Annotated in this window: 19 protein-coding genes; 10 read left to right on the top strand and 9 right to left on the bottom strand. The window is 68.5% G+C overall.

Features of this window, described 5'->3' with window-relative positions; translation table 11 throughout:
- The first annotated feature begins 63 nt into the window (after positions 1 to 63).
- Positions 64 to 1,617 carry a phytoene desaturase family protein gene (locus ACTWQF_RS24680; RefSeq protein WP_443281834.1) on the top strand — a complete coding sequence of 518 codons (1,554 nt, stop codon included), beginning with the start codon at positions 64 to 66 and terminating at the stop codon, positions 1,615 to 1,617.
- A gap of 205 nt (positions 1,618 to 1,822) precedes the next feature.
- Here ACTWQF_RS24680 and ACTWQF_RS24675 read toward each other — a convergent pair whose 3' ends face one another.
- Positions 1,823 to 2,530, bottom strand: coding sequence for a class I SAM-dependent methyltransferase (locus ACTWQF_RS24675; protein ID WP_443281833.1), 708 nt, complete (start codon positions 2,528 to 2,530; stop codon positions 1,823 to 1,825).
- 633 nt (positions 2,531 to 3,163) lie between these two features.
- On the opposite strand from ACTWQF_RS24675, the gene ACTWQF_RS24670 reads away from it, so the two are divergent.
- Both ACTWQF_RS24670 and ACTWQF_RS24665 read left to right on the top strand, forming a co-directional pair.
- Positions 3,164 to 4,153, top strand: coding sequence for a BtrH N-terminal domain-containing protein (locus tag ACTWQF_RS24670; RefSeq protein ID WP_443281832.1), 990 nt, complete (start codon positions 3,164 to 3,166; stop codon positions 4,151 to 4,153).
- Positions 4,154 to 4,369: 216 nt separating this feature from the next.
- Complete coding sequence (locus ACTWQF_RS24665) at positions 4,370 to 5,113, top strand: FG-GAP repeat domain-containing protein (RefSeq protein ID WP_443281831.1); 744 nt, start codon at positions 4,370 to 4,372, stop codon at positions 5,111 to 5,113.
- A gap of 113 nt (positions 5,114 to 5,226) precedes the next feature.
- Here the strand turns inward: ACTWQF_RS24665 and ACTWQF_RS24660 are convergent, their stop codons facing one another.
- Together ACTWQF_RS24660 and ACTWQF_RS24655 are read right to left on the bottom strand one after the other, a co-directional pair.
- Complete coding sequence (locus ACTWQF_RS24660) at positions 5,227 to 5,439, bottom strand: hypothetical protein (protein ID WP_443281830.1); 213 nt, start codon at positions 5,437 to 5,439, stop codon at positions 5,227 to 5,229.
- A 26-nt stretch (positions 5,440 to 5,465) separates the two neighbouring features.
- A complete protein-coding gene (locus ACTWQF_RS24655; RefSeq protein WP_443281829.1) occupies positions 5,466 to 5,765 on the bottom strand; it encodes an NUDIX domain-containing protein in 300 nt (99 codons plus the stop codon).
- A 92-nt stretch (positions 5,766 to 5,857) separates the two neighbouring features.
- On the opposite strand from ACTWQF_RS24655, the gene ACTWQF_RS24650 reads away from it, so the two are divergent.
- Positions 5,858 to 6,199: a DUF5713 family protein gene (locus tag ACTWQF_RS24650; protein ID WP_443281828.1), complete on the top strand. Its 342-nt coding sequence runs from the start codon at positions 5,858 to 5,860 to the stop codon at positions 6,197 to 6,199.
- A gap of 321 nt (positions 6,200 to 6,520) precedes the next feature.
- On the opposite strand, the gene ACTWQF_RS24645 is transcribed toward ACTWQF_RS24650, so the two are convergent.
- The 3 genes from ACTWQF_RS24645 to ACTWQF_RS24635 form a co-directional block, all read right to left on the bottom strand.
- Positions 6,521 to 6,916, bottom strand: coding sequence for a peptidase inhibitor family I36 protein (locus tag ACTWQF_RS24645; protein ID WP_443281827.1), 396 nt, complete (start codon positions 6,914 to 6,916; stop codon positions 6,521 to 6,523).
- Between the two features lie 175 nt (positions 6,917 to 7,091).
- On the bottom strand, positions 7,092 to 8,501 hold the full coding sequence (locus tag ACTWQF_RS24640; RefSeq protein WP_443281826.1) for a serine hydrolase: 1,410 nt from the start codon (positions 8,499 to 8,501) through the stop codon (positions 7,092 to 7,094).
- A 270-nt stretch (positions 8,502 to 8,771) separates the two neighbouring features.
- Positions 8,772 to 9,707, bottom strand: coding sequence for a GlxA family transcriptional regulator (locus tag ACTWQF_RS24635; protein WP_443281825.1), 936 nt, complete (start codon positions 9,705 to 9,707; stop codon positions 8,772 to 8,774).
- A 71-nt stretch (positions 9,708 to 9,778) separates the two neighbouring features.
- Here ACTWQF_RS24635 and ACTWQF_RS24630 point away from each other — a divergent pair, with 71 nt between their 5' ends.
- Together ACTWQF_RS24630 and ACTWQF_RS24625 are read left to right on the top strand one after the other, a co-directional pair.
- Positions 9,779 to 10,114: a cupin domain-containing protein gene (locus tag ACTWQF_RS24630; RefSeq protein ID WP_443281824.1), complete on the top strand. Its 336-nt coding sequence runs from the start codon at positions 9,779 to 9,781 to the stop codon at positions 10,112 to 10,114.
- A 208-nt stretch (positions 10,115 to 10,322) separates the two neighbouring features.
- Positions 10,323 to 11,498 carry a UDP-N-acetylglucosamine--N-acetylmuramyl-(pentapeptide) pyrophosphoryl-undecaprenol N-acetylglucosamine transferase gene (locus ACTWQF_RS24625; RefSeq protein WP_443281823.1) on the top strand — a complete coding sequence of 392 codons (1,176 nt, stop codon included), beginning with the start codon at positions 10,323 to 10,325 and terminating at the stop codon, positions 11,496 to 11,498.
- 140 nt (positions 11,499 to 11,638) lie between these two features.
- Here the strand turns inward: ACTWQF_RS24625 and ACTWQF_RS24620 are convergent, their stop codons facing one another.
- From ACTWQF_RS24620 to ACTWQF_RS24610, 3 genes are all read right to left on the bottom strand, one after another.
- Positions 11,639 to 12,442, bottom strand: a complete 804-nt coding sequence (locus ACTWQF_RS24620; protein WP_443281822.1) for a hypothetical protein — start codon at positions 12,440 to 12,442, stop codon at positions 11,639 to 11,641.
- Positions 12,382 to 12,852 carry a hypothetical protein gene (locus ACTWQF_RS24615; protein ID WP_443281821.1) on the bottom strand — a complete coding sequence of 157 codons (471 nt, stop codon included), beginning with the start codon at positions 12,850 to 12,852 and terminating at the stop codon, positions 12,382 to 12,384. Before ACTWQF_RS24615 ends, ACTWQF_RS24620 begins: the two co-directional genes overlap by 61 nt.
- A gap of 259 nt (positions 12,853 to 13,111) precedes the next feature.
- Positions 13,112 to 14,128, bottom strand: a complete 1,017-nt coding sequence (locus tag ACTWQF_RS24610) for a helix-turn-helix domain-containing protein (protein WP_443281820.1) — start codon at positions 14,126 to 14,128, stop codon at positions 13,112 to 13,114.
- A 660-nt stretch (positions 14,129 to 14,788) separates the two neighbouring features.
- Between ACTWQF_RS24610 and ACTWQF_RS24605 the strand changes: the two genes are divergently transcribed.
- From ACTWQF_RS24605 to ACTWQF_RS24590, 4 genes are all read left to right on the top strand, one after another.
- The gene (locus ACTWQF_RS24605; protein WP_443281819.1) at positions 14,789 to 14,995 is read left to right on the top strand and encodes a hypothetical protein; all 207 of its coding nucleotides are present in this window, start codon (positions 14,789 to 14,791) and stop codon (positions 14,993 to 14,995) included.
- Between the two features lie 352 nt (positions 14,996 to 15,347).
- Positions 15,348 to 15,527: a CopG family transcriptional regulator gene (locus tag ACTWQF_RS24600; protein ID WP_443281818.1), complete on the top strand. Its 180-nt coding sequence runs from the start codon at positions 15,348 to 15,350 to the stop codon at positions 15,525 to 15,527.
- 1 nt (position 15,528) lies between these two features.
- Positions 15,529 to 15,873 (top strand): VOC family protein, encoded by a 345-nt coding sequence (locus tag ACTWQF_RS24595; RefSeq protein ID WP_443281817.1) that lies wholly within the window; start codon positions 15,529 to 15,531, stop codon positions 15,871 to 15,873.
- A gap of 20 nt (positions 15,874 to 15,893) precedes the next feature.
- Entirely contained in the window at positions 15,894 to 16,751 is an 858-nt protein-coding gene (locus ACTWQF_RS24590) for a class I SAM-dependent methyltransferase (RefSeq protein WP_443281816.1), read from the top strand.
- Positions 16,752 to 17,238: the final 487 nt, after the last annotated feature.

Here is a 17,238-nt window from a genome sequence, read left to right as displayed (position 1 = left end):
GAACGCTCTCAGGGAGCACGCGGGATCTGCCCGCCCCTGGCGCCCGCGTGCTAGGAAGAACCCATGCCCGCACACGAGCGATACGACGCCGTCATCGTCGGCGGCGGCCACAACGGTCTGGTCGCCGCCGCCTACCTCGCCCGGGCAGGCCGCACCGTGCTGGTGCTGGAACGGCTGGGCACCACGGGCGGCGCCGCCGTCTCCACGCGTCCCTTCGCCGGGGTGGACGCCCGCCTGTCCCGCTACTCGTACCTCGTGAGCTTGCTCCCGCAGAAGATCGTCCGGGAGCTGGGGCTGAACTTCACCCTCCGCAAGCGCACGGTGTCCTCGTACACCCCGGCCCACCGCGATGGCCGCCCGACGGGCCTGCTCGTGGGCGGCGGCCCCGACCGTACGAGGGAGTCGTTCGAACGGCTCACCGGCGGCACCGCCGAGTACACCGCGTGGGAGGCCTTCTACGGCATGACCCGGCGCGTGGCCGAGCGGGTCTTCCCGACCCTGACGGAGCCGCTGCCCGGCCGGGACGAGCTGCGCCGCCGCGTCGGCGACGACGCGGCCTGGCGCATGCTCTTCGAAGAACCCGTCGGTGCCGCGATCGAGGCGCACTTCAGCGACGACCTGGTCCGCGGCGTCGCCCTCACGGACGCCCTCATCGGCACCTTCGCGGACGCCCACGACCCGTCGCTGAGACAGAACCGGTGCTTCCTCTACCACGTGATCGGCAACGGCACCGGCGACTGGGACGTGCCCGTCGGCGGCATGGGGGCGTTGACGGACGCGCTGGCCGCCGCCGCGCGCTCGGCGGGGGCAGAGATCGTCACGGGCCACCAGGTGATCCGCGTCGAGACCGACGGACGGCAGCACGCCGACGTGACGTACCGGACGCCGGAAGCCGAAGGCACCGTCGCCGCCCGCCACGTTCTCGTGGGCGCCTCGCCCCGGGAGCTCGCCACGCTGCTGGGCGAGGAGCCGCCCGCTCCCGTCGAGGGAGCCCAGCTCAAGGTCAACATGCTGTTGAAGCGGCTGCCAAGGCTCCGCGACCCGGCTGTCGACCCGGAACTGGCGTTCGCAGGCACCTTCCACATCGCCGAGGGCTACACCCAGCTGGCCGCCGCGTACGCCGATGCCGCCGCCGGCCGGCTGCCCGCCACCCCACCCGCCGAGATCTACTGCCACTCGCTCACGGATCCCAGCATCCTCGGACCGGAACTCGCCGAACGGGGCTGCCACACCCTCACCCTCTTCGGCCTTCACACCCCGGCCCATCTGTTCACCCGCGACAACGACGCCGTACGCGACGCGTTGCTGAAGTCGACCCTGGCCCAGCTCGACGCCCACCTCGCCGAGCCGCTCGCGGACTGTCTGGCCAGCGACGCCGACGGCAGGCCCTGCATCGAGGCGAAGACCCCACTTGACCTGGACCGCGACCTCGGACTCCCCGACGGCAACATCTTCCACCGCGACCTCGCCTTCCCCTACGCCCAGGACGGAACAGGACGCTGGGGCGTGGAAACCCGGCACGCCAACGTCCTGCTCTGCGGCGCGGGCGCCGTGCGCGGCGGCGGCGTCAGCGGCATTCCCGGCCACAACGCAGCCATGGCCGTGCTGGGACGCTGACGAGCCGGCACATGGTCGGCGGTGAGGCGTCGAGGACTTGGGCGGGACCCGGACCCGGACTTCACATCTGCCGCGCCGATGTCACACCCCCGACCACGGTCCGCCGCGTACTGGTGTTCTCTGTGCGGCGGAATCTGTGCGGCGGAATCTGTGGTCGTGGGGCTCGGGTCGGACTTCGACCGGGAAGACGTCCCCGTTCACTCACTCAGAAGGCGCGAAATTCCTCGAAGGGCGGCTCGAACGAGGGATCGGGCAAGCGGATGGCCTTGCACCGAGCCACTGGTTCGGTCCGAGTACCGGAAGCAACCGTGCTCGGAGATCCGTTGGGAAAGGCGTCGGGAACGACCGTCCATCCCAAGTTCCGCTCGTAGTAGTGCACGGCGGTTTGCACTGACGACGCCCAGGCGTCGTCGATGACGATCAGCCCGCCAGGGCGCACGAGCTTGCGCAGAAAATAGCAGTCGACGAAGATCTCGTGGAACCGATGGCTGCCATCGACGAATGCCGCGTCGGCGACGAAACCTTCCGTGAGGAGTTGCGGAAGCGCGATCGACGAAGGAGCGAGCGTGAGCGAGGCGATCGAGTCCAGACCCGCAGAGCGCAGAAGGTCCCAGCCGACGTTCGACCAGTCACGTTCTTGAAAAGGGTCGATGATGACGTGCCGAGGCCGCGGAGGGTTGATGGTGACCAGCGCCTCACCGATCGCGAGCGCGGAACTGGCGTAGGCGAGACCGATCTCGACAACCGTCTGCGCGCCCTCGGTGATCAGTAGGTCGCGGAGATGGTCGCAATCGCGTTCGGGAACCGTGATCGTCTCGAAGTCGCCCTCCGGGCCTCGTGTTCGCGGAGGCCCCTCCCGCGCGAGCCGACGGCGTACCTCGCGGACCCGCGCCTTACGTTCATCCGCTTTCATCGTCCGGGACCACCCCTACTCGCCGAGAGAGCAATCTGCCCAACGAGGAGGGGTGGAAAACAGCTGCTGAGATCGCCCGAGCCGGCACAGCCTCTGCGGGCATCCTCGAAATGTGTGCGGCTGCCGTCAACTGGCCGCTGAGCGAGAGAATACGGCGCTTACGACCCGGCCTCTCCCCACCCGCTGCGTGACCCGGACGCCCCGAACGATGACGACGACGGCGAAGGGGAGCAGGGCGACCTGGGGCCATGAGTACAGAGGTGGACTCTCCCACCTTGGGAGAGTCCACCATGATGGCGTGAAGACGAACTTCTCACCATCGGGCGCTTCGCCCGCCTGCGCCGACTCTGCGTCCAGCAGCTACGCCACTGCGACGAAATGGGGCTGCTGGCTCCAGCCGGCGTGGACGCCGACTCGGGCTATCGCTGGTGCGCGCCTGAACGGCCACGCGATGCCCTGGCAATTGCCCTGCTGCGCGAGCCGCCAGCGTCCACAATCCCCTCTTCGCCGCCACCGCGAGCAGGGGCTGCGCCCGCAAGCGCCCGTACGTGAGACGTGCCTCGTAGGGCCGACAGAGGCACCACAAAAAGAACTGATGACCCGGCTGATCATCCCCGTTCAGGAGAGCATGGCATGACCACGGTGAAAGACATCGATGCCCGCGGTACGCAGCACTGCGAGACGACAGCTCTGGGGGTGCTGCTGCGGCACCAAGGGCTCGATCTGTCCGAGCCCATGCTCTTCGGTCTCGGCTCCGGTCTGTCCTTCATCTACTGGGACAGCAAGAACATGGGTTTCCCCTTCCTCGGGGGACGGGTCAAGCCGTTCGATCTCACCAGAAACCTGGCCACCAGGCTTGGGCTGGAGCTCCTGGTCCAGGAGACCACCTCCCCCCGCAGGGCCTGGGACAACGTGGCAGCCTCCATCGATGCCTGCCACCCCGTCGGACTGCAGCTGGACAGCTACCACCTGGACTACTTCGCCTCGAAGGTGCACTTCGGCGGCCATGTCGTCGCCATGTACGGCTACGACGACCACGATGCCTACCTGGTGGACACCGACCAGCAAGGCGGAGCGGTATCCACCAGCCTGACCAGCCTCGCCCAGGCGAGGGCTGCGCGCGGCCCGATGACCGCCAAGCACCGGTCCTTCACTCTCACGGCTCCGAGGAACCTGCCCTCTCCACAGGGCCAGATCGTTCCCGCCATCACCGCCTGCGCCCACGCCTTCCTCAACCCGCCCATCGCCAACCTGGGGCACCGTGGCATCGAGAAGGCCGGCAAGCTGGTACGCACATGGCTCCAGAGGACCGACAACCCGCAGCGGGACCTGCCACAGGCAGCGCTCTTGATGGAGAAGGCCGGCACCGGCGGCGCCCTGTTCCGTAATCTCTACCGCGACTTCCTCGCCGAATGCGCCCAACTGCTCGACAGCAGCCACCTGCGCACCGGCCACGGGCTCTACACCGAGGCAGCCACCCTGTGGACGGAAGCCGCAGCACTGATCACGAAAGCCGGTGAATCAGGCGATGCAGAGTGCCTCGCACAGGCAGGCACCGTACTCTGCGATCTGTCACGCATGGAGCGCGAGGCCATGCAGGCGCTGAGCCGCCTGCAGGAGTGAGGCACGTCCCATCCAACGCCCGGCATCATCGATGCCCTGCTACCTCCAGCGCATGCGCCGCAGTCCTGGCCTTCCGGACCGCGTACGCGCATATCCGGCGGCTCGGCGTCCTTCCGCTGGAAATGTCACGGTCCCGTCACACGGAGATCCAGTCATGAACTTACGTAGCTGAGCAGCCATCTGACGTCGCGACAACGATAGAAAGGGAGCTCTCAGATGCTTCGCACACGCTCACGTTGGATCGCCGCGCCGCTCGCGGCGGCCGCCCTGACCCTGACCTACGCCGGCTACGCCGGGGCGGTCGGGTCTTCTGCCCCCGGCGGCACAGGCTCCTCCGGCCACGCTGCCGACGCGCAGGCGGCGTGCTTGGCCGACGCGACCACACTTGTCGGTGACCTGGACGGCGACGGCACCCCGGACAAGATCACCAACCCCGGGCACTCCGGCACCAAGATGACGATCCAATGGGGCGCCAAGGACGGCTCGTTCGGCGAGAAGGTCTCCGTCAGGGACCTTCTCGGCGCGAAGAAGGGAGAGATCGCGACCGCGGCGGTCGCCGATTTCCAGAACGACGGCACCCTGGACATGGTCGTCAACATCGTCGAACCGTCCGGCGGAGACGACCCCTCCACAGCACGCGTCGCCGAATACCGCCCCGGCCCCCTCGACCGCACAAGCCTGCACTCCGCCGACTCGGTGCACTCCGACATCGGAGACCACGGCGAGGCCCGGCAGCTGAGCATCGCCCGCTACAACGACGACGCATACCCCGACCTGGCCATCCTCAACAACGCCGGTGACGGGCAGCTGGACCGGGACGTGCGCCTCTCCAAGCAGGGCGGTGGCCTGGGGAACTACGACTACGAGGCGACGCAGAAGTACGGCGAGTTCGGGACGTGGGCCGAACCGCCGGCCATGCCCGGCGACGGCTGGCAGCAGTTCTACAAGCCCTGCTCCTGACCACAACCGGGCGCCGACATCAGCTCAAGTGGGGGGACAGGGGACAGGCTGTGGTGATCGACGACTTCCGATTCGGCCTGCACCGGGCGTACGGTCCTGTGTCCTGTCCCTGGTCAGACCCAGGTGTAGTTGTCGTCCGTCACGGCCTCCAGGGCGGCGTCGGCGACGACAGCGCGCGGAGAGGCGAGAGCGGCGAGTGCCCGGCCGATCGGTGGGAAGAGCGGCAGGTCGGCGGTCTTGCGGTAGTCGATCCACTCGATGGTGCCGACCTCATGGAAGCCGCCGGGCAACTCGTCGAACTCCTGCTGTGCGAGTCGTCCGCGCACCGCGGGGCTGACGTGGAAGCGGTAGATCAGTGGAGCTTGCGTGGTGGCGGGGTGGCGCCGGGGCGGGAGACGCGCTGGTCGACGACCCATAGCAGCTCGCCGCCCTCGGCCTGGTCGAGGTCGAGGCTCAGCTCTTCGCTGAGCTCGCGGCGCAGTGCCTGCGGAAGTGGCTCGGCATCCTCCACGTTGCCGCCGATCGTTGTGTAGAGCACCGAGTTGCTGCGGTCGCGCCGGATGAGGGCGACCTCGTCGTCGCAGAACACCAGCGCGCTGGTGCGCACCTTGATACGGGCGAACGGGGACAGGGCGGCGTGCGTGCTCGTCATGCTCCGCAGTATTCCGACTGCGTCAGCAATGTCAGTGGTCTGGTGCACGATCAAGGTGCCACATCGTTCGCCGAGCAAGGGCGGGGAGCCATATGCCCATCAGCAATCAGCAAGTGACCGTGCACTCCTTTCTGCGGGGGCTGTACGAGGACGACTACTTCCCCCATCACGTGGTGGACCAGGGAAAGGTGATCCTGCTCCGGCTGTGCGAGCGCATCGAGGCGGACCCGCCCGCCGACCTGGCCGCGCTCTACGCTCTGACTCAGGCCGCCACCGAGGAGTTCAACGCCCTGGAGGCCGAGTTCGAGGCCGCCGGCAGCGAGATCGAGACCGTGGCCCGCGAAGAGATAGCCGAAGACTTCTGGTTCGTCGCCAACGCCTACGGCTTCACGGACGCGGATGCGGAAGAGCTGATCGCCACGCGGGAGTGGTGAGTCAGCCGGTCCTCGCCACCGACAGGGACCTCGACGGAAGTCGAGAGCTGACCTGGCGGCGTTGGGACCGCTTCCGCTGGCTGCAGCGTGGTGCGCTTGAGGCCCTGCCTCTACCGCGTACGGATTCGAGCATGGTGCCCGTTCGTGCCGGGGTGTGGCTGGAACCGTGGGGATCTCCACGCCATCCATGTCCAGGACGGCGTCGGGGCCGTCAACAAGCTGCTGAAACAGGAATCGGCCAACGGATGGCCCCAAGAGAGCGGCCCGCTCCTGCTGGGGAACGGGCCGCGTTTCCCGTGTACGGGGACTCACTGCTCTGGGTCAGCCGCAGTCGTTGCGGTTGATGCGCAGGGAGCGGGTCTGGTCGTTGAGGTTGTAGCCGCGCAGGTCGTGGATGGAGCCGCCGCTCTTGGTCACGCACACCCACCGCCCGGCGAAGTCGCGCTTCTCGTAGATGCGGGCAGTGCGGTCACTGTTGTTGCGGATGGAGCTACCGCGGTTGCGGATGGCGGTCGGCAGATCTTTCACACTGCCATCGACAGCGCGCTTGATCCACGGCTGGCCGCCGAAGTTGATCTCAGGGAAGATGCACACGTAGCCGTTGGGGCAGTCGATCACCGCCGAGTGGGCAGAAGTCGGCGCGGCAGCAGGTGCTGCGGCGGTCGCAAGTGGCACGGCGATGGCAGCGGCCATCAGGCCGCGGGAGAGGGTGTTCACGCCGGAATTCAAGCGGCAGGACATCTCCGGTATCGGCGATCAGAAGGTCAAACCACACGAACAGGGGCACGGGCGGGCTGCCCGGGACCGGTCCAGCCGGGCATCGGAAGCCTTCGGTGCCGCCCGGTGCGAGATCAGCTACGAAACTCAGCGGATGAACTTCACGGTGTGGAAGTCAGTGTGGCGAGTGGTCTGGCGGAGTGGGGTTCGAGGGAGTCGGTTGGAGCGTCGTGGCAGGCGGGGTGCTGGTGGAAGGCTCGGCCAGCTCGAAGGCCCCTGCGGACAAGGCCAGCAGCTCCGCTGCCGTGGCGGAGTTGCTGACGTTCTCCTTCCGGTCGCTCACCGACAACGAAACCACGTACGTCTTGCCCGAAGCGGAGCCGGCCATGAAGTTCCGGCTGATGACGCCGGGTTCGGAGCCGCCTTTGAACCAACCGGTCGGCCACGCGTCCGTGTCCAACCCCAGAGTCCGGGTGCCCATCAGGGACAGGGACGTGTCGACGGGCTTCTGGCCGCCCGATCCTGCTTGTGCACGCAGGCCGGAGAACGCGCGGCAGATGTCGTCCGGGCGGGCGAACCATTCGACGCTGTTGATGTGACGTGGCTCCTTCCAGCTCGAACTTGGCACAGGCAGCTTGCTCACCACGTCGGTGAGGTACCGTCGCCGGTCCCGTTCACCCAGGGCGGTGTAGGCGTCGGCATGCCGCGGGTAGTCGGCGCTCTTGAGCTGCGCCAGTTCCCGGGTGAGCAGAAGGGGCCGGTTCGCCCGCGGGTCGGCCATCTGGAAGGCGGCCTGTTGTTCCTCCACGGCCTTCCGGCCGATCCGGTGCATCAGGTGGTCGGTTGCGGAGTTGTCGCTGTAGAAGATCATGTGGTTCGCGTACTGGCGCAGCGGCAGCTTTGTGCCCGCAGGAAGCTCGTCGATGGGGCCACCGCCCACGGACTTCCACTCCTCTCGCACGGCGAGCCGCTCGTCCCAAGAGGCCCGGCCTTCGCGAACCGCCTTGGCGAGCGCTCCCAGGACGTAGAGCTTGAAGGCGGAGCCGATCGGGCGCGGTGTCCTCGGGGCGAGACCGTGCAACGTACGGCACCGGCCCTGCTTGTTCACCTCGGCGGCGAGGAACGACACATCGGGCGCGACCGCACGCAGCCGCTCGTCCAGTTCGCGCCAGGAACTGGGCAGGGCCGTCAGGTGGAGGGAGGCCAGGTCGCCCTGCTTGTCCGTCACGACGACGGCGTGGTGCGTGCCTTCCTCACCATCGAGGAGCGCATACGCCTCCGAGCCGTCACGCGGCGCCCTCTGGGAGCGGAAGGAGTCCAGACTGAGCCCTTCGGGCCCGGCCGCCTTCGCGAGCTTGTCGTTGAACCCCCCGACACCGCCCAGCTCTTCGAGGAGCGCTGGCGACAGGTGCTCTCGGACCTCTGTTTCCGACACCGGCAGCCGCTTCGAGGCGTCCACCAACCACGACACCTGTCGGCCAACCGGTGTGTTCGGCGGCTGCCCCTGCCGGTCGGATGCGTGGGCCGTGGCGAGTCCCGTGGCCGAGAGGGCCAGAGCAGTGAGCACGGGAAGCAGTCGGCGCATCTTCTTCTCCTCATGGCAGCCGTCCGATTGGCACCGTCCGATGCCAGTGGTGTGCACGGTGACGGTGGGGCGAAGGCACCAGACATTAGTCAGAGGGCACGACCTCGTCGTCATCCTGTACGGGTATCCCGCGTCAGACCGTGGAGTTACATCCGGGTCCACCCAGCTACGGACAGCGGAGGAACCAGACTTGTCAGCCGCGGCGTTCGGCGAGGCTGCCGACACTCAGCTCCTTCCACCGGGCGGACACGTCCACCAGCGACGGGAGCGCTACAGGACGCGGAACGCCCGCCGGTAGGCGCCGGGCGTCGTGCCCACCTGGTCGCGGAAGCGGCGGCGCAGATTGACCGCCGACGTGAGACCGACACGGGTCGCGATCGCCTCGACCGGCAGGTCCGTCTCCTCCAGCAGGGTGCGTGCCGCGGCCACCCGGCGGGAGAGCAACCACGCGCCCGGGCTCGTACCGAGCCGGTCGGCGAAGCGCCGGGCCATTGTGCGGGGCGAAACACCGAGGTGCGCGGCCAAGTCGTCCACCGACAACGGCGTCCCGAGGCGCTCGCCGGCCCATTCGAGCAGGCCGTCGAGCGCGTCTCCGGGCGGTTGGGGCGGCGCGTACTGCACCTGGCCGCCCTCCCGGTGCGGCGGCAGCACCATGTGGCGCGCGATGAGGGCGGCGTGCGCGGCCCCATGGTCCTGCCGGACCAGGTGCAGACACAGGTCGATCCCCGCGCCCGCGCCACCGCTGGTGGCGACGTCGCCGTGATCCACGTAGAGCCGGTCCGACTCCACGCTCACCCGGGGGAACTCCCGCCGCAGCTGCTCGGCGCGCGCCCAGTGCGTGGTGGCCGAGCGGCCGTCCAACAGCCCCGTTCGGGCCAGCGCGAATACCCCGGAGCAGATCGTGACCAGCCGCGCCCCACGCGTGTGGGCCCTCAGCAACGCGCGGCGCACACGAGCGGAGAGTGGCACCTCCACCGGCAACCAGCCCGGGATGATCACGGTGTCCGCGGACTCGAGCGCCGACAGGCCCTGCGGCACGTACATCGTGTACCCGCCCGAGGTGGGCACTTGGCCAGGTGTCTCCGTGCACACCTCGAACTCGTAGTACTGCGGCACCCCGGCCCGCTTGGTGCCGAAGACCTCGGCGGCGCAGCCGAGTTCGAACGTCGACTGCACCGGCCGCACCAGGGCCACCACGCGATGCATGGCAGGAAAGTACCCCATGGTGTCTTCGCAGACTCTGCCCGCCCCGGCCCGCGCACGGCACCGTAAGAGGCATGCACCCTGAGATCCTCGCCCAGGAGGGCTACACCTCCGTCTCCGTCGAAGAATCCCCGGTCCGCGAGCTGTTCCCCGGGATCCGGCTACGCCCGTTGTGGAAGGGACCGGCCGGCGCGCACGCCAACGTGCTGGAGATGGACCCGGGCACCTCCTGGCCGCGCCGCGACGTCCACGAGCCCGGCCCGGAGGAGGTCTACGTGGTGGCGGGCACCTTCAACGACGGAGCACGCGACTACCCGGCAGGGACCTTCCTGCACGCCCCGGCCGGGTCGTGGCACGTACCCGCGACCACCACCGGCTGCACGCTGTTTCTCTTCTACCCAGCGGGTTAGGACGTCTTCGGGTCCACGCGGTGAGGTGTCCAGCTTCTTTCGGCGCCCAACTCCCCCTCTCTGAACGCCCTGCGCGGCTGGCTTACTCTCACCTCGACCAGGTCACAGGGGCGAACTGCACAATGGCCGGTGGCCGGGCCGCGTGCAGCTCTTCGTCGCCCTTCATCCGGGGGCATGCCTTGCCTGCGTAGCCGGTAGGGTGCGCGGGGTGAATGATGCTGCCTCTCTTCGCCGTCCCTTCCGCCTGCTTGTCACGGGGGGAGGCACTGGCGGCCACACCTATCCCGCCCTGACGGCCGTGCGCACGTTGCAGGCCCGGCTGGTGGAAGCCGGCAGCACGCTCGATGTCCTGTGGATCGGCACCCCCGACGGGCTGGAAGCCCGCGTCGCGCCCGCAGAGGGCATCCCCTTCACGACAGTCGCAACCGGCAAGATCCGGCGCTCCTCGAATCCGCTCAAGATGCTCAGCCCGGCGAACATGCGGGACATGGCACGGGTGCCGCTGGGTGTCGTACAGGCCCGTAAAACTGTGTCGCGCTTCGGGCCGGACGTCGTTCTCGCTACGGGCGGGTATGTCGCGGTCCCTGCCGGACTCGCTGCGCGGATGTGCAAGCGCCCGCTGGTGCTGCACGAGCAGACCGTGCGGCTCGGGCTGGCGAATCGCAAGCTTGCCGGGTCCGCGACCCGGATCGCGGTCTCCTCGGAGTCGACACTGCCGCTCCTCCCGCACGCTGTACGGGGCTCTGCGGTCGTCACGGGGAACCCGGTCCGGCCCGAGGTGCTGACGGGGCAGGCGGACAGGGCGGTTGCCTCGTTGGGGCTGCACAGCTTCGACCGGCGGCTGCCGACCCTCTACGTCACCGGCGGTGCGCAGGGTGCTCAGCAGATCAACGAGGTGATTCGCGAGGCCCTGCCATGGCTGCTGGAGCGCGCGAACATCGTGCACCAGTGCGGCCCGGCGAACGTCGAGGGCCTGCGTCAGCACGCTGCGGGCCTGCCTGCGGAGCTCGCGGGCCGCTACCACCTCGCGGGGTTCGTCGGCCCGGAGCTGCCCGGTGTCCTGGCGCTCGCCGATGTTGTGGTCTCCCGCAGTGGTGCTGGCACCCTTGCCGAGCTGACCGCTCTCGGCAAGCCTGCGGTGTTCGTACCGCTCGCCTCCTCCGCGGGGAACGAGCAGGCCCACAACGCCCGGCACTTGGAGGAGGCGGGCGCGGCCGTCGCTCTCCTTGGTGACGTGACCGAGGGCCGGCTGCGGGAGGCGGTGGGGCCGCTGCTGACAGATCCGGCGCGACGTGCGGGGATGGCGGAGGCGGCCCGGGCGCACGGGCGGCCGGACGCGGCGGACCGGCTGGTGGACGTGCTCCTGTCCGCCGCCTCCAGCTGACGGGCCCGGCTGATGGCCCCACTTCACCGCTGACTTCCCGGCAACCGGGTGAGGGGTAACGGGGACCCTCCGCCCGGGCGGCCTGTGGATGGGGAACTCTCTCAAGTCCGTAGCCCGACAGGGGCCGGCCTGCCCCGAATTCAGGACTCTTGCCGCGGTTCCTCGTCCGGCCGCCAGTCCAGGCGGGCCACGAGCGTGGCCGTTGTCGGGCGCTGCGGGGGCTCCTTGGACGGTAGCGGAGCGTGAGCGGTTTCCGGGAATGCGCGGCGGACCTGGGCGAAGAGGTCGTGCCAGCTGGATCCGTGAGCGGCAGCGGCGGCGTAGAGCGCGTCGAGCGCAGCCTGGAGCGGGTCGGGGTTCGCCGCGTCGGTCAGGGCGGGGAGGGCCATGGCCTGCTGGGAGGCGTTGGGGGTGCCGTCGGGCAGCGTGACGGTGGTGTCGGGGACCTGCGGGTCGGAGAAGAGAAGGTCCCATTTCCGCTCGGTGTCATCCAGCGGCGGGGAGAAGGGCACGCCCCCGTCCAGCTCCGCCAGGCCGCGGGCGATCCAGTCCACACCGCTCAGCCCGGCCACCTGGCAGGAACGGTGCGCGGCCCACCGGGCTATCGCGCGCTGGACATCGGGCCCGGCCTCGTCGATCGCATGCACGAGGGCGACGTCGAGATCCCGCATCCCGGCCACATTGCCCCCGACATTGCGCAGTCGGTCGCTGGGCAGGCGTCCGCCCCATTCCTTCTTCTCGAAGCGCTCGCGCCGCTCCCGTGCCTCTTGCTCCTCCTTCTGGCGGGCGAGGCGCTTGGCCTCGGCCAGTTCCTCGGGCGTCGGTGGCGGCGGCAGTTCGCTCGCGAAGCGGTGCCAGTAGGCGGCCGAGTCACTGGTCTGCTTCACCACGCGGTCGGGCTCGGGCGGGGTCGGCCAGAACTGGAGCAGATACTCGTCCAGCACGGGCTCGCCCTCGCTGCGTACCCCGTCGTGGCCTCGTCCATGCCGCGGCAGTGGTAGCGGACGCGATACGTGCCCGAGGGCAGGCCGAGATCCCACGCTCCGCCGCCCCATTCGATCAGTTGCGTGGCGTCCGATGCCGTACGGAACGACGTCTCCACGACGTCTTCCCAGCCGCCGACGTCCGAAGACGGCTCCGTCTCGTGCAGTTCGACGGTGAAGGGGACGGAGCCGGTGTGCAAGCCCGTCAGCAAGAACAGGTGTCCGGGAACGGCAGCGCCGCACAGTCCCGCTTGCTGACCCATGAAGCACTCATGGAGACCGGCTTCCGGCCCCTCGTCGGGATCGGTGCGGCTATCGATGTACATCTGGCCGTAGGCCACGCTGAATTCACCGCTGAAGAGTGTTCGCATGACCACCAGCCTGCCGCCGGGGTCTGACAACACCGATGCAAGGGAGCGATCGTCAGCGGCAACCAGTGAGGACATCCGTCGTGTAGAAGCGGAACTGGTGGAGAGGGTGGCGCCCGGAGGAGTTGTGGGTGCTCCCGTCTGGTCGTGCCCTCGCGGAGGTGAAGCCTCCGCGGGCGGGCGTGGGGGCCAGAACAACTCCGGGCCGCGCGAGCCAGGTCTGTCGGGCTTCACGGAGTGCGCACGTGCCACGGTCGGAGGTTCACTGCGTGGCCGCTGTTGGTGCGGGCCCCACGGGAGGCTCGGTGCGCTGGTAGTACACAAAGTTGCGGGTCCGGGCGCGTGTGACCAGTCCCGCCCGGTGCAGCAGGGCGAGGTGGTAGGAGACGGTCGAGGGGCTGAGGTGGTGCAGGGCCGCGAGCTGAGTGGTGGTGCGCGGCACGTCGAGGTCGGCCAGCAGCGCGTAACGGGTGGGGCCGAGCTTGCCTTCCAGCGGCCGGTCCGCTCTGCCGGTCGTTGCCGAGGCGGTGCTGGGGCTTGTGGGGTAGACGAGAAAGGCGGGGCGCCGCCCTTGGGGGTCGACGGTCAACACCAAGCTGTGCGCCCAAGGTGAGGGGAAGAGGACGAGGTGTCCGCCGGCGGACACCTCGACGCTGTGCCGGTCGAGCAGGCGGAGGGCACCGTTGCCGTAGCAGAGGGCCTCGTGGAGCGAACCCAGCGCGTACCCCATGCCGTGGTCGGCGAGCAGCCGGGTTCGCAGGGCAATGTCGTCCGTGGCTTGCGCGGCGACCGTCTGCCACGTCCGGGAGAAGCCCCGGAGCCAGAACGTGTCCAGTTCGCAGGCCAGCCGCTCGGCGAAATCCCCCTCGCCACGGTCGGCAGCCTCCCGCAAGGTGCGCAGGGCGGCGAGAGCGGCGCGGCCGTTCTTCGGCTGCACTCCCAGGAGACAGCTGAGCTGCCAGGCCACCACCCGGCTGGGGGCGGAGGCAATACGGTGCAGATCCTCGCTCGGCTCCGGCGTCCGCCCTGCGGCTGCCGGGGGCGTCAGGAAGACGGGGGAATAGAAGACCGGCTCGAAGGCATGCACCAACTCGCGTATCGCTGCCAGCAGATGCAGCCGGTGCTCCCGCAGCACGCGGCTGACCTCGCCGTATGAGAGGGAATTGCCGCCCAACGTTCGCGGCCGGTGCGGATGCAGCACGGTGCCGACCTGCATCAGTGGAGAAACCGCGAACCGGGTGGCCGCCAGCGCGTCCGCGCTCAGCGGGATGGTGATCACGAATCTGCCTTCCGTACCCCGACTTTCGAAAGGATCGAATCACCTTCTGCGCCATCGTGTCCACCCTGCTTGACTCCGTATTCCGGGTGGCAGCAGGGGCTGTTGCAGCACCTCGGCGGAAAGGAGAGCGCTTTGGAAGAAGGAACACAGGGCGCGGGCGACAGGGCAGCAAAGCTGCCGTCGCAGCAGCCCGTGTCACCAGGACGACTTCCCTGGGCCTCCGCCGCAGTCGTTGCCGACGCCAAGCCCGCTCCTCTTGAATGCCGAGGGTTCCGGCTACCAAGTGAAGCAGCGGATCCATCCATTCACCCGAGAACAAGATGGCCGCAGCCACTGACATCGCAGCGCTCCCGTCTGCACCGCTGCGTATTCACGCCGCGCGACCCGCATGGCTTGCGGACGGTACCGAACACTCCGCTGGCATCTTTCCGATGGTCACGGAGGAGCCGCCCTGTCGCATTCCAGCTGACGGATGGCGAGGTTCTGCCGTCGACGGAAGGCCGCTCGCCGATGCGCCTTCGCGTCGCGAAGAGAGGTCGTAAAGAAAGAACAGTTCGAACATCGGCGGATTGGACCGTGCCCTCGGAGTGGTCCGCCGGAATCACAGGGGTCTTTGACAGACAGGACGCACGGGGAGGCATGGATGTCGTTCGAGGATGAGTGGGCAGCCCACAAGACAAATCCGCCGGCGAGTTGCGGGACAGGCAGGTTGCAGCGATCGCGGACCTCTGGCAAGAACAGAACGGCGACAACCCCCGAGTCCAGGCCGACCTTATGCTCGGGACGCAGGAGTTGGTGGTGAACGAGATCAACGGTCAGGCCAACCAGGGTGAGAAGGATGCGGAACGCCTACTGGGGAACGAGTAGCCTGTCTCCCGGCGGGTCGGGGGACTTCCTTCCGCCCATCGTGGTGAGCGACCTGTTCGGCATCCACCCCGACACCACACATTTCTGAGCCCAGTACGCACAGGGCAGCTGGGCGGACAATCTCGCCGCCCGCCGGACCCAGGCGCGATCGCCGTGACCGAGACCGCGCCCACCGCCGCACTGGCATCGATCGGCTGATGGGCCGTGGCCGACAACAGCACCGGCACCGGCACCGGCACTGCGCCAGGACGAAGAAGCCGACACCACGGCCCTGAACCCAGATCGGGTTGGTCAGCCGGGCCGGTTACGTATGGCTGGCTGTCTAGCTTGCTAGGATGCTAGCATCGCCTCTGTGGGTGATGAGGAAGTCAAGCAGTTCAACGTGTACCTGCCGATCGGGCTGATCAAGCAGGTCAAGTACCGCGCCATCGAGTCGGGCATGTCGTTGTCGGCCTTGGTCGCCGACGCGCTGCGCGCCTATCTCGACGACGCCCATGGGCACAAACAGCAATCGACCGAGGAGGAGACCTGATATGACGACCGAAGGAATCGAGGCCGTGTTCCTGACGACCCACAACTGGGGTAAGACGGCGAAGTTCTTCCAAGCGCTCGGCTACGAGCTGGAGTTCGCGACGGACCACAACTCCGGCCAGCTGCGCAACGGCGACAGGCCGTACGTGTTCATCGCCGAGGTCCCTGAGGACCGAGAGCCCCAGACGCAGATCGTGCTGAAGGTGCCGGACGCGGACGCGTTCCGTCCCGATCCTGTCGTCGAGGTGGTCACGCCGTTCGAGGACACCCATTACGGGACCAAGGAGATGACTGTCCGCGACCCCGACGGGCGTCTGTGGAGCCTCCAAGCTCCCGCCGAGAACTGACCGCAACGAGAAGGGACACCATGGCACAGGAGCAGACCGAGGCGCCGGACAGCACCGCAGTGCGGACCGCCCTCTGGCGGGCGATGCACCTCCGGGTCGACCCGCCGCCGCACGTGGTCGAGGACGAGATCGGCCTGCAGTTGGCGGCCCTTGGCGATGACTGGCGCGACCGCCCCGATATGGACCCGCAGGCCACCAGCGGGTTCCGGGCCGCCATCGTGGCCCGCGCTCGTTTCATCGAGGACCTGATCGCCGAGCAGGCCGACCGCGGCGTCACTCAGTACGTCATGCTGGGAGCCGGCCTTGACACCTTCGCCCAGCGCAAGCCGGAGCTCGCCTCCCGCCTGCGGATCTTCGAGGTCGACCAGCCCGGCCCGCAGAGCTGGAAGCGCCGCCGCCTGCTCGAACTCGGCTACGAACTCCCCGACTGGCTGCACCTGGTGCCGGTCGATTTCGAGGCCAGCGCCTCCTGGCTGGAGCAGCTGACCGCTGCCGACTTCGATCCCGGCCGGCCGGCGGTCATCGTCTCCACCGGCGTCACCATGTACCTCACCAAAGACGCCACCGCGGCCACCCTGCGCCAGATCGCCGGGCTCGCCCCCGGCTCGACGCTCGCCATGACCTTCCTGCTGGCGACCGACCTTGTCGACGAGACCGATCGACCTGGCCTCCAGGCGAGCGAAGAAGGCGCACGAGCATCCGGAACGCCGTTCATCAGCTTCTACACCCCGCAGGAAATGCTGGTGCTGGCCCGCGAAGCCGGCTTCAAAGACCCCCGACATGTGTCGGGAGCATCGCTCGCCCAGCGCTACTTCGCCGATCGCACCGACGGCCTCCGCCCGTCAACCGGAGAAGACCTGCTGCTGGTCACCACCTGACCCCTCGTCAACGCCATCCATGACAAGAGGCTCCGAGCCTTTGCTTTTCACCAACAGGCTGCGAGCCAACGTGTGACGGCTGACGGCCGACATCGGCGGATATGCCGTGCGAGAGACAGGGAGACCCCTGCAGGACTCGGTGGCGTATCCGCACGACGAACCAGTGGAAGAAGCTGGGGCCCGGGTCGCAGACGGCTGCGGCCGTCAATGGGGGGCCGAGAACTCCTCGGGCAGGCCGACGCGTTCGAGCAGCGGCTTGCGCACCGCATCGGCCATGTGCGGCGCGTGCCGCTCTCGGCACGATGGCCGAGTCCTCGAGGTCAAGCAGTCGAGGCCACCTCGACCGCGCGACAGGAATGAGCGCGCTTCAGCACCGGTTGTTGGGCGAAGCCGGTTGTTCCGTCCGGCCGGGCGAAGCCGAAGTCAGCGTCAGGCTTCCGGGCTCAAAGCCAGACGGCCGCGGCGGACTCCCGTGCCATAGGGTCAC

Origin of the sequence: Streptomyces sp. 8N114 (assembly GCF_052245835.1) — a bacterium.
GTDB lineage: Bacteria > Actinomycetota > Actinomycetes > Streptomycetales > Streptomycetaceae > Streptomyces.
The sequence above is the reverse complement of the archived record's forward strand: the minus strand, read 5'-3'. Positions and strand labels throughout refer to the sequence as shown.

What these genes read in the sequence shown, in the direction of transcription:
- ACTWQF_RS24655 (WP_443281829.1), bottom strand. Translation starts at nt 5,765, where the DNA reads ATGACGAGCACGCACGCCGCCCTGTCCCCGTTCGCCCGTATCAAGGTG.
- ACTWQF_RS24635 (WP_443281825.1), bottom strand. Translation starts at nt 9,707, where the DNA reads ATGCATCGCGTGGTGGCCCTGGTGCGGCCGGTGCAGTCGACGTTCGAA.
- ACTWQF_RS24665 (WP_443281831.1), top strand. Translation starts at nt 4,370, where the DNA reads ATGCTTCGCACACGCTCACGTTGGATCGCCGCGCCGCTCGCGGCGGCC.
- ACTWQF_RS24630 (WP_443281824.1), top strand. Translation starts at nt 9,779, where the DNA reads ATGCACCCTGAGATCCTCGCCCAGGAGGGCTACACCTCCGTCTCCGTC.
- ACTWQF_RS24615 (WP_443281821.1), bottom strand. Translation starts at nt 12,852, where the DNA reads ATGCGAACACTCTTCAGCGGTGAATTCAGCGTGGCCTACGGCCAGATG.
- ACTWQF_RS24590 (WP_443281816.1), top strand. Translation starts at nt 15,894, where the DNA reads ATGGCACAGGAGCAGACCGAGGCGCCGGACAGCACCGCAGTGCGGACC.
- ACTWQF_RS24650 (WP_443281828.1), top strand. Translation starts at nt 5,858, where the DNA reads ATGCCCATCAGCAATCAGCAAGTGACCGTGCACTCCTTTCTGCGGGGG.
- ACTWQF_RS24640 (WP_443281826.1), bottom strand. Translation starts at nt 8,501, where the DNA reads ATGCGCCGACTGCTTCCCGTGCTCACTGCTCTGGCCCTCTCGGCCACG.
- ACTWQF_RS24680 (WP_443281834.1), top strand. Translation starts at nt 64, where the DNA reads ATGCCCGCACACGAGCGATACGACGCCGTCATCGTCGGCGGCGGCCAC.
- ACTWQF_RS24670 (WP_443281832.1), top strand. Translation starts at nt 3,164, where the DNA reads ATGACCACGGTGAAAGACATCGATGCCCGCGGTACGCAGCACTGCGAG.
- ACTWQF_RS24595 (WP_443281817.1), top strand. Translation starts at nt 15,529, where the DNA reads ATGACGACCGAAGGAATCGAGGCCGTGTTCCTGACGACCCACAACTGG.
- ACTWQF_RS24675 (WP_443281833.1), bottom strand. Translation starts at nt 2,530, where the DNA reads ATGAAAGCGGATGAACGTAAGGCGCGGGTCCGCGAGGTACGCCGTCGG.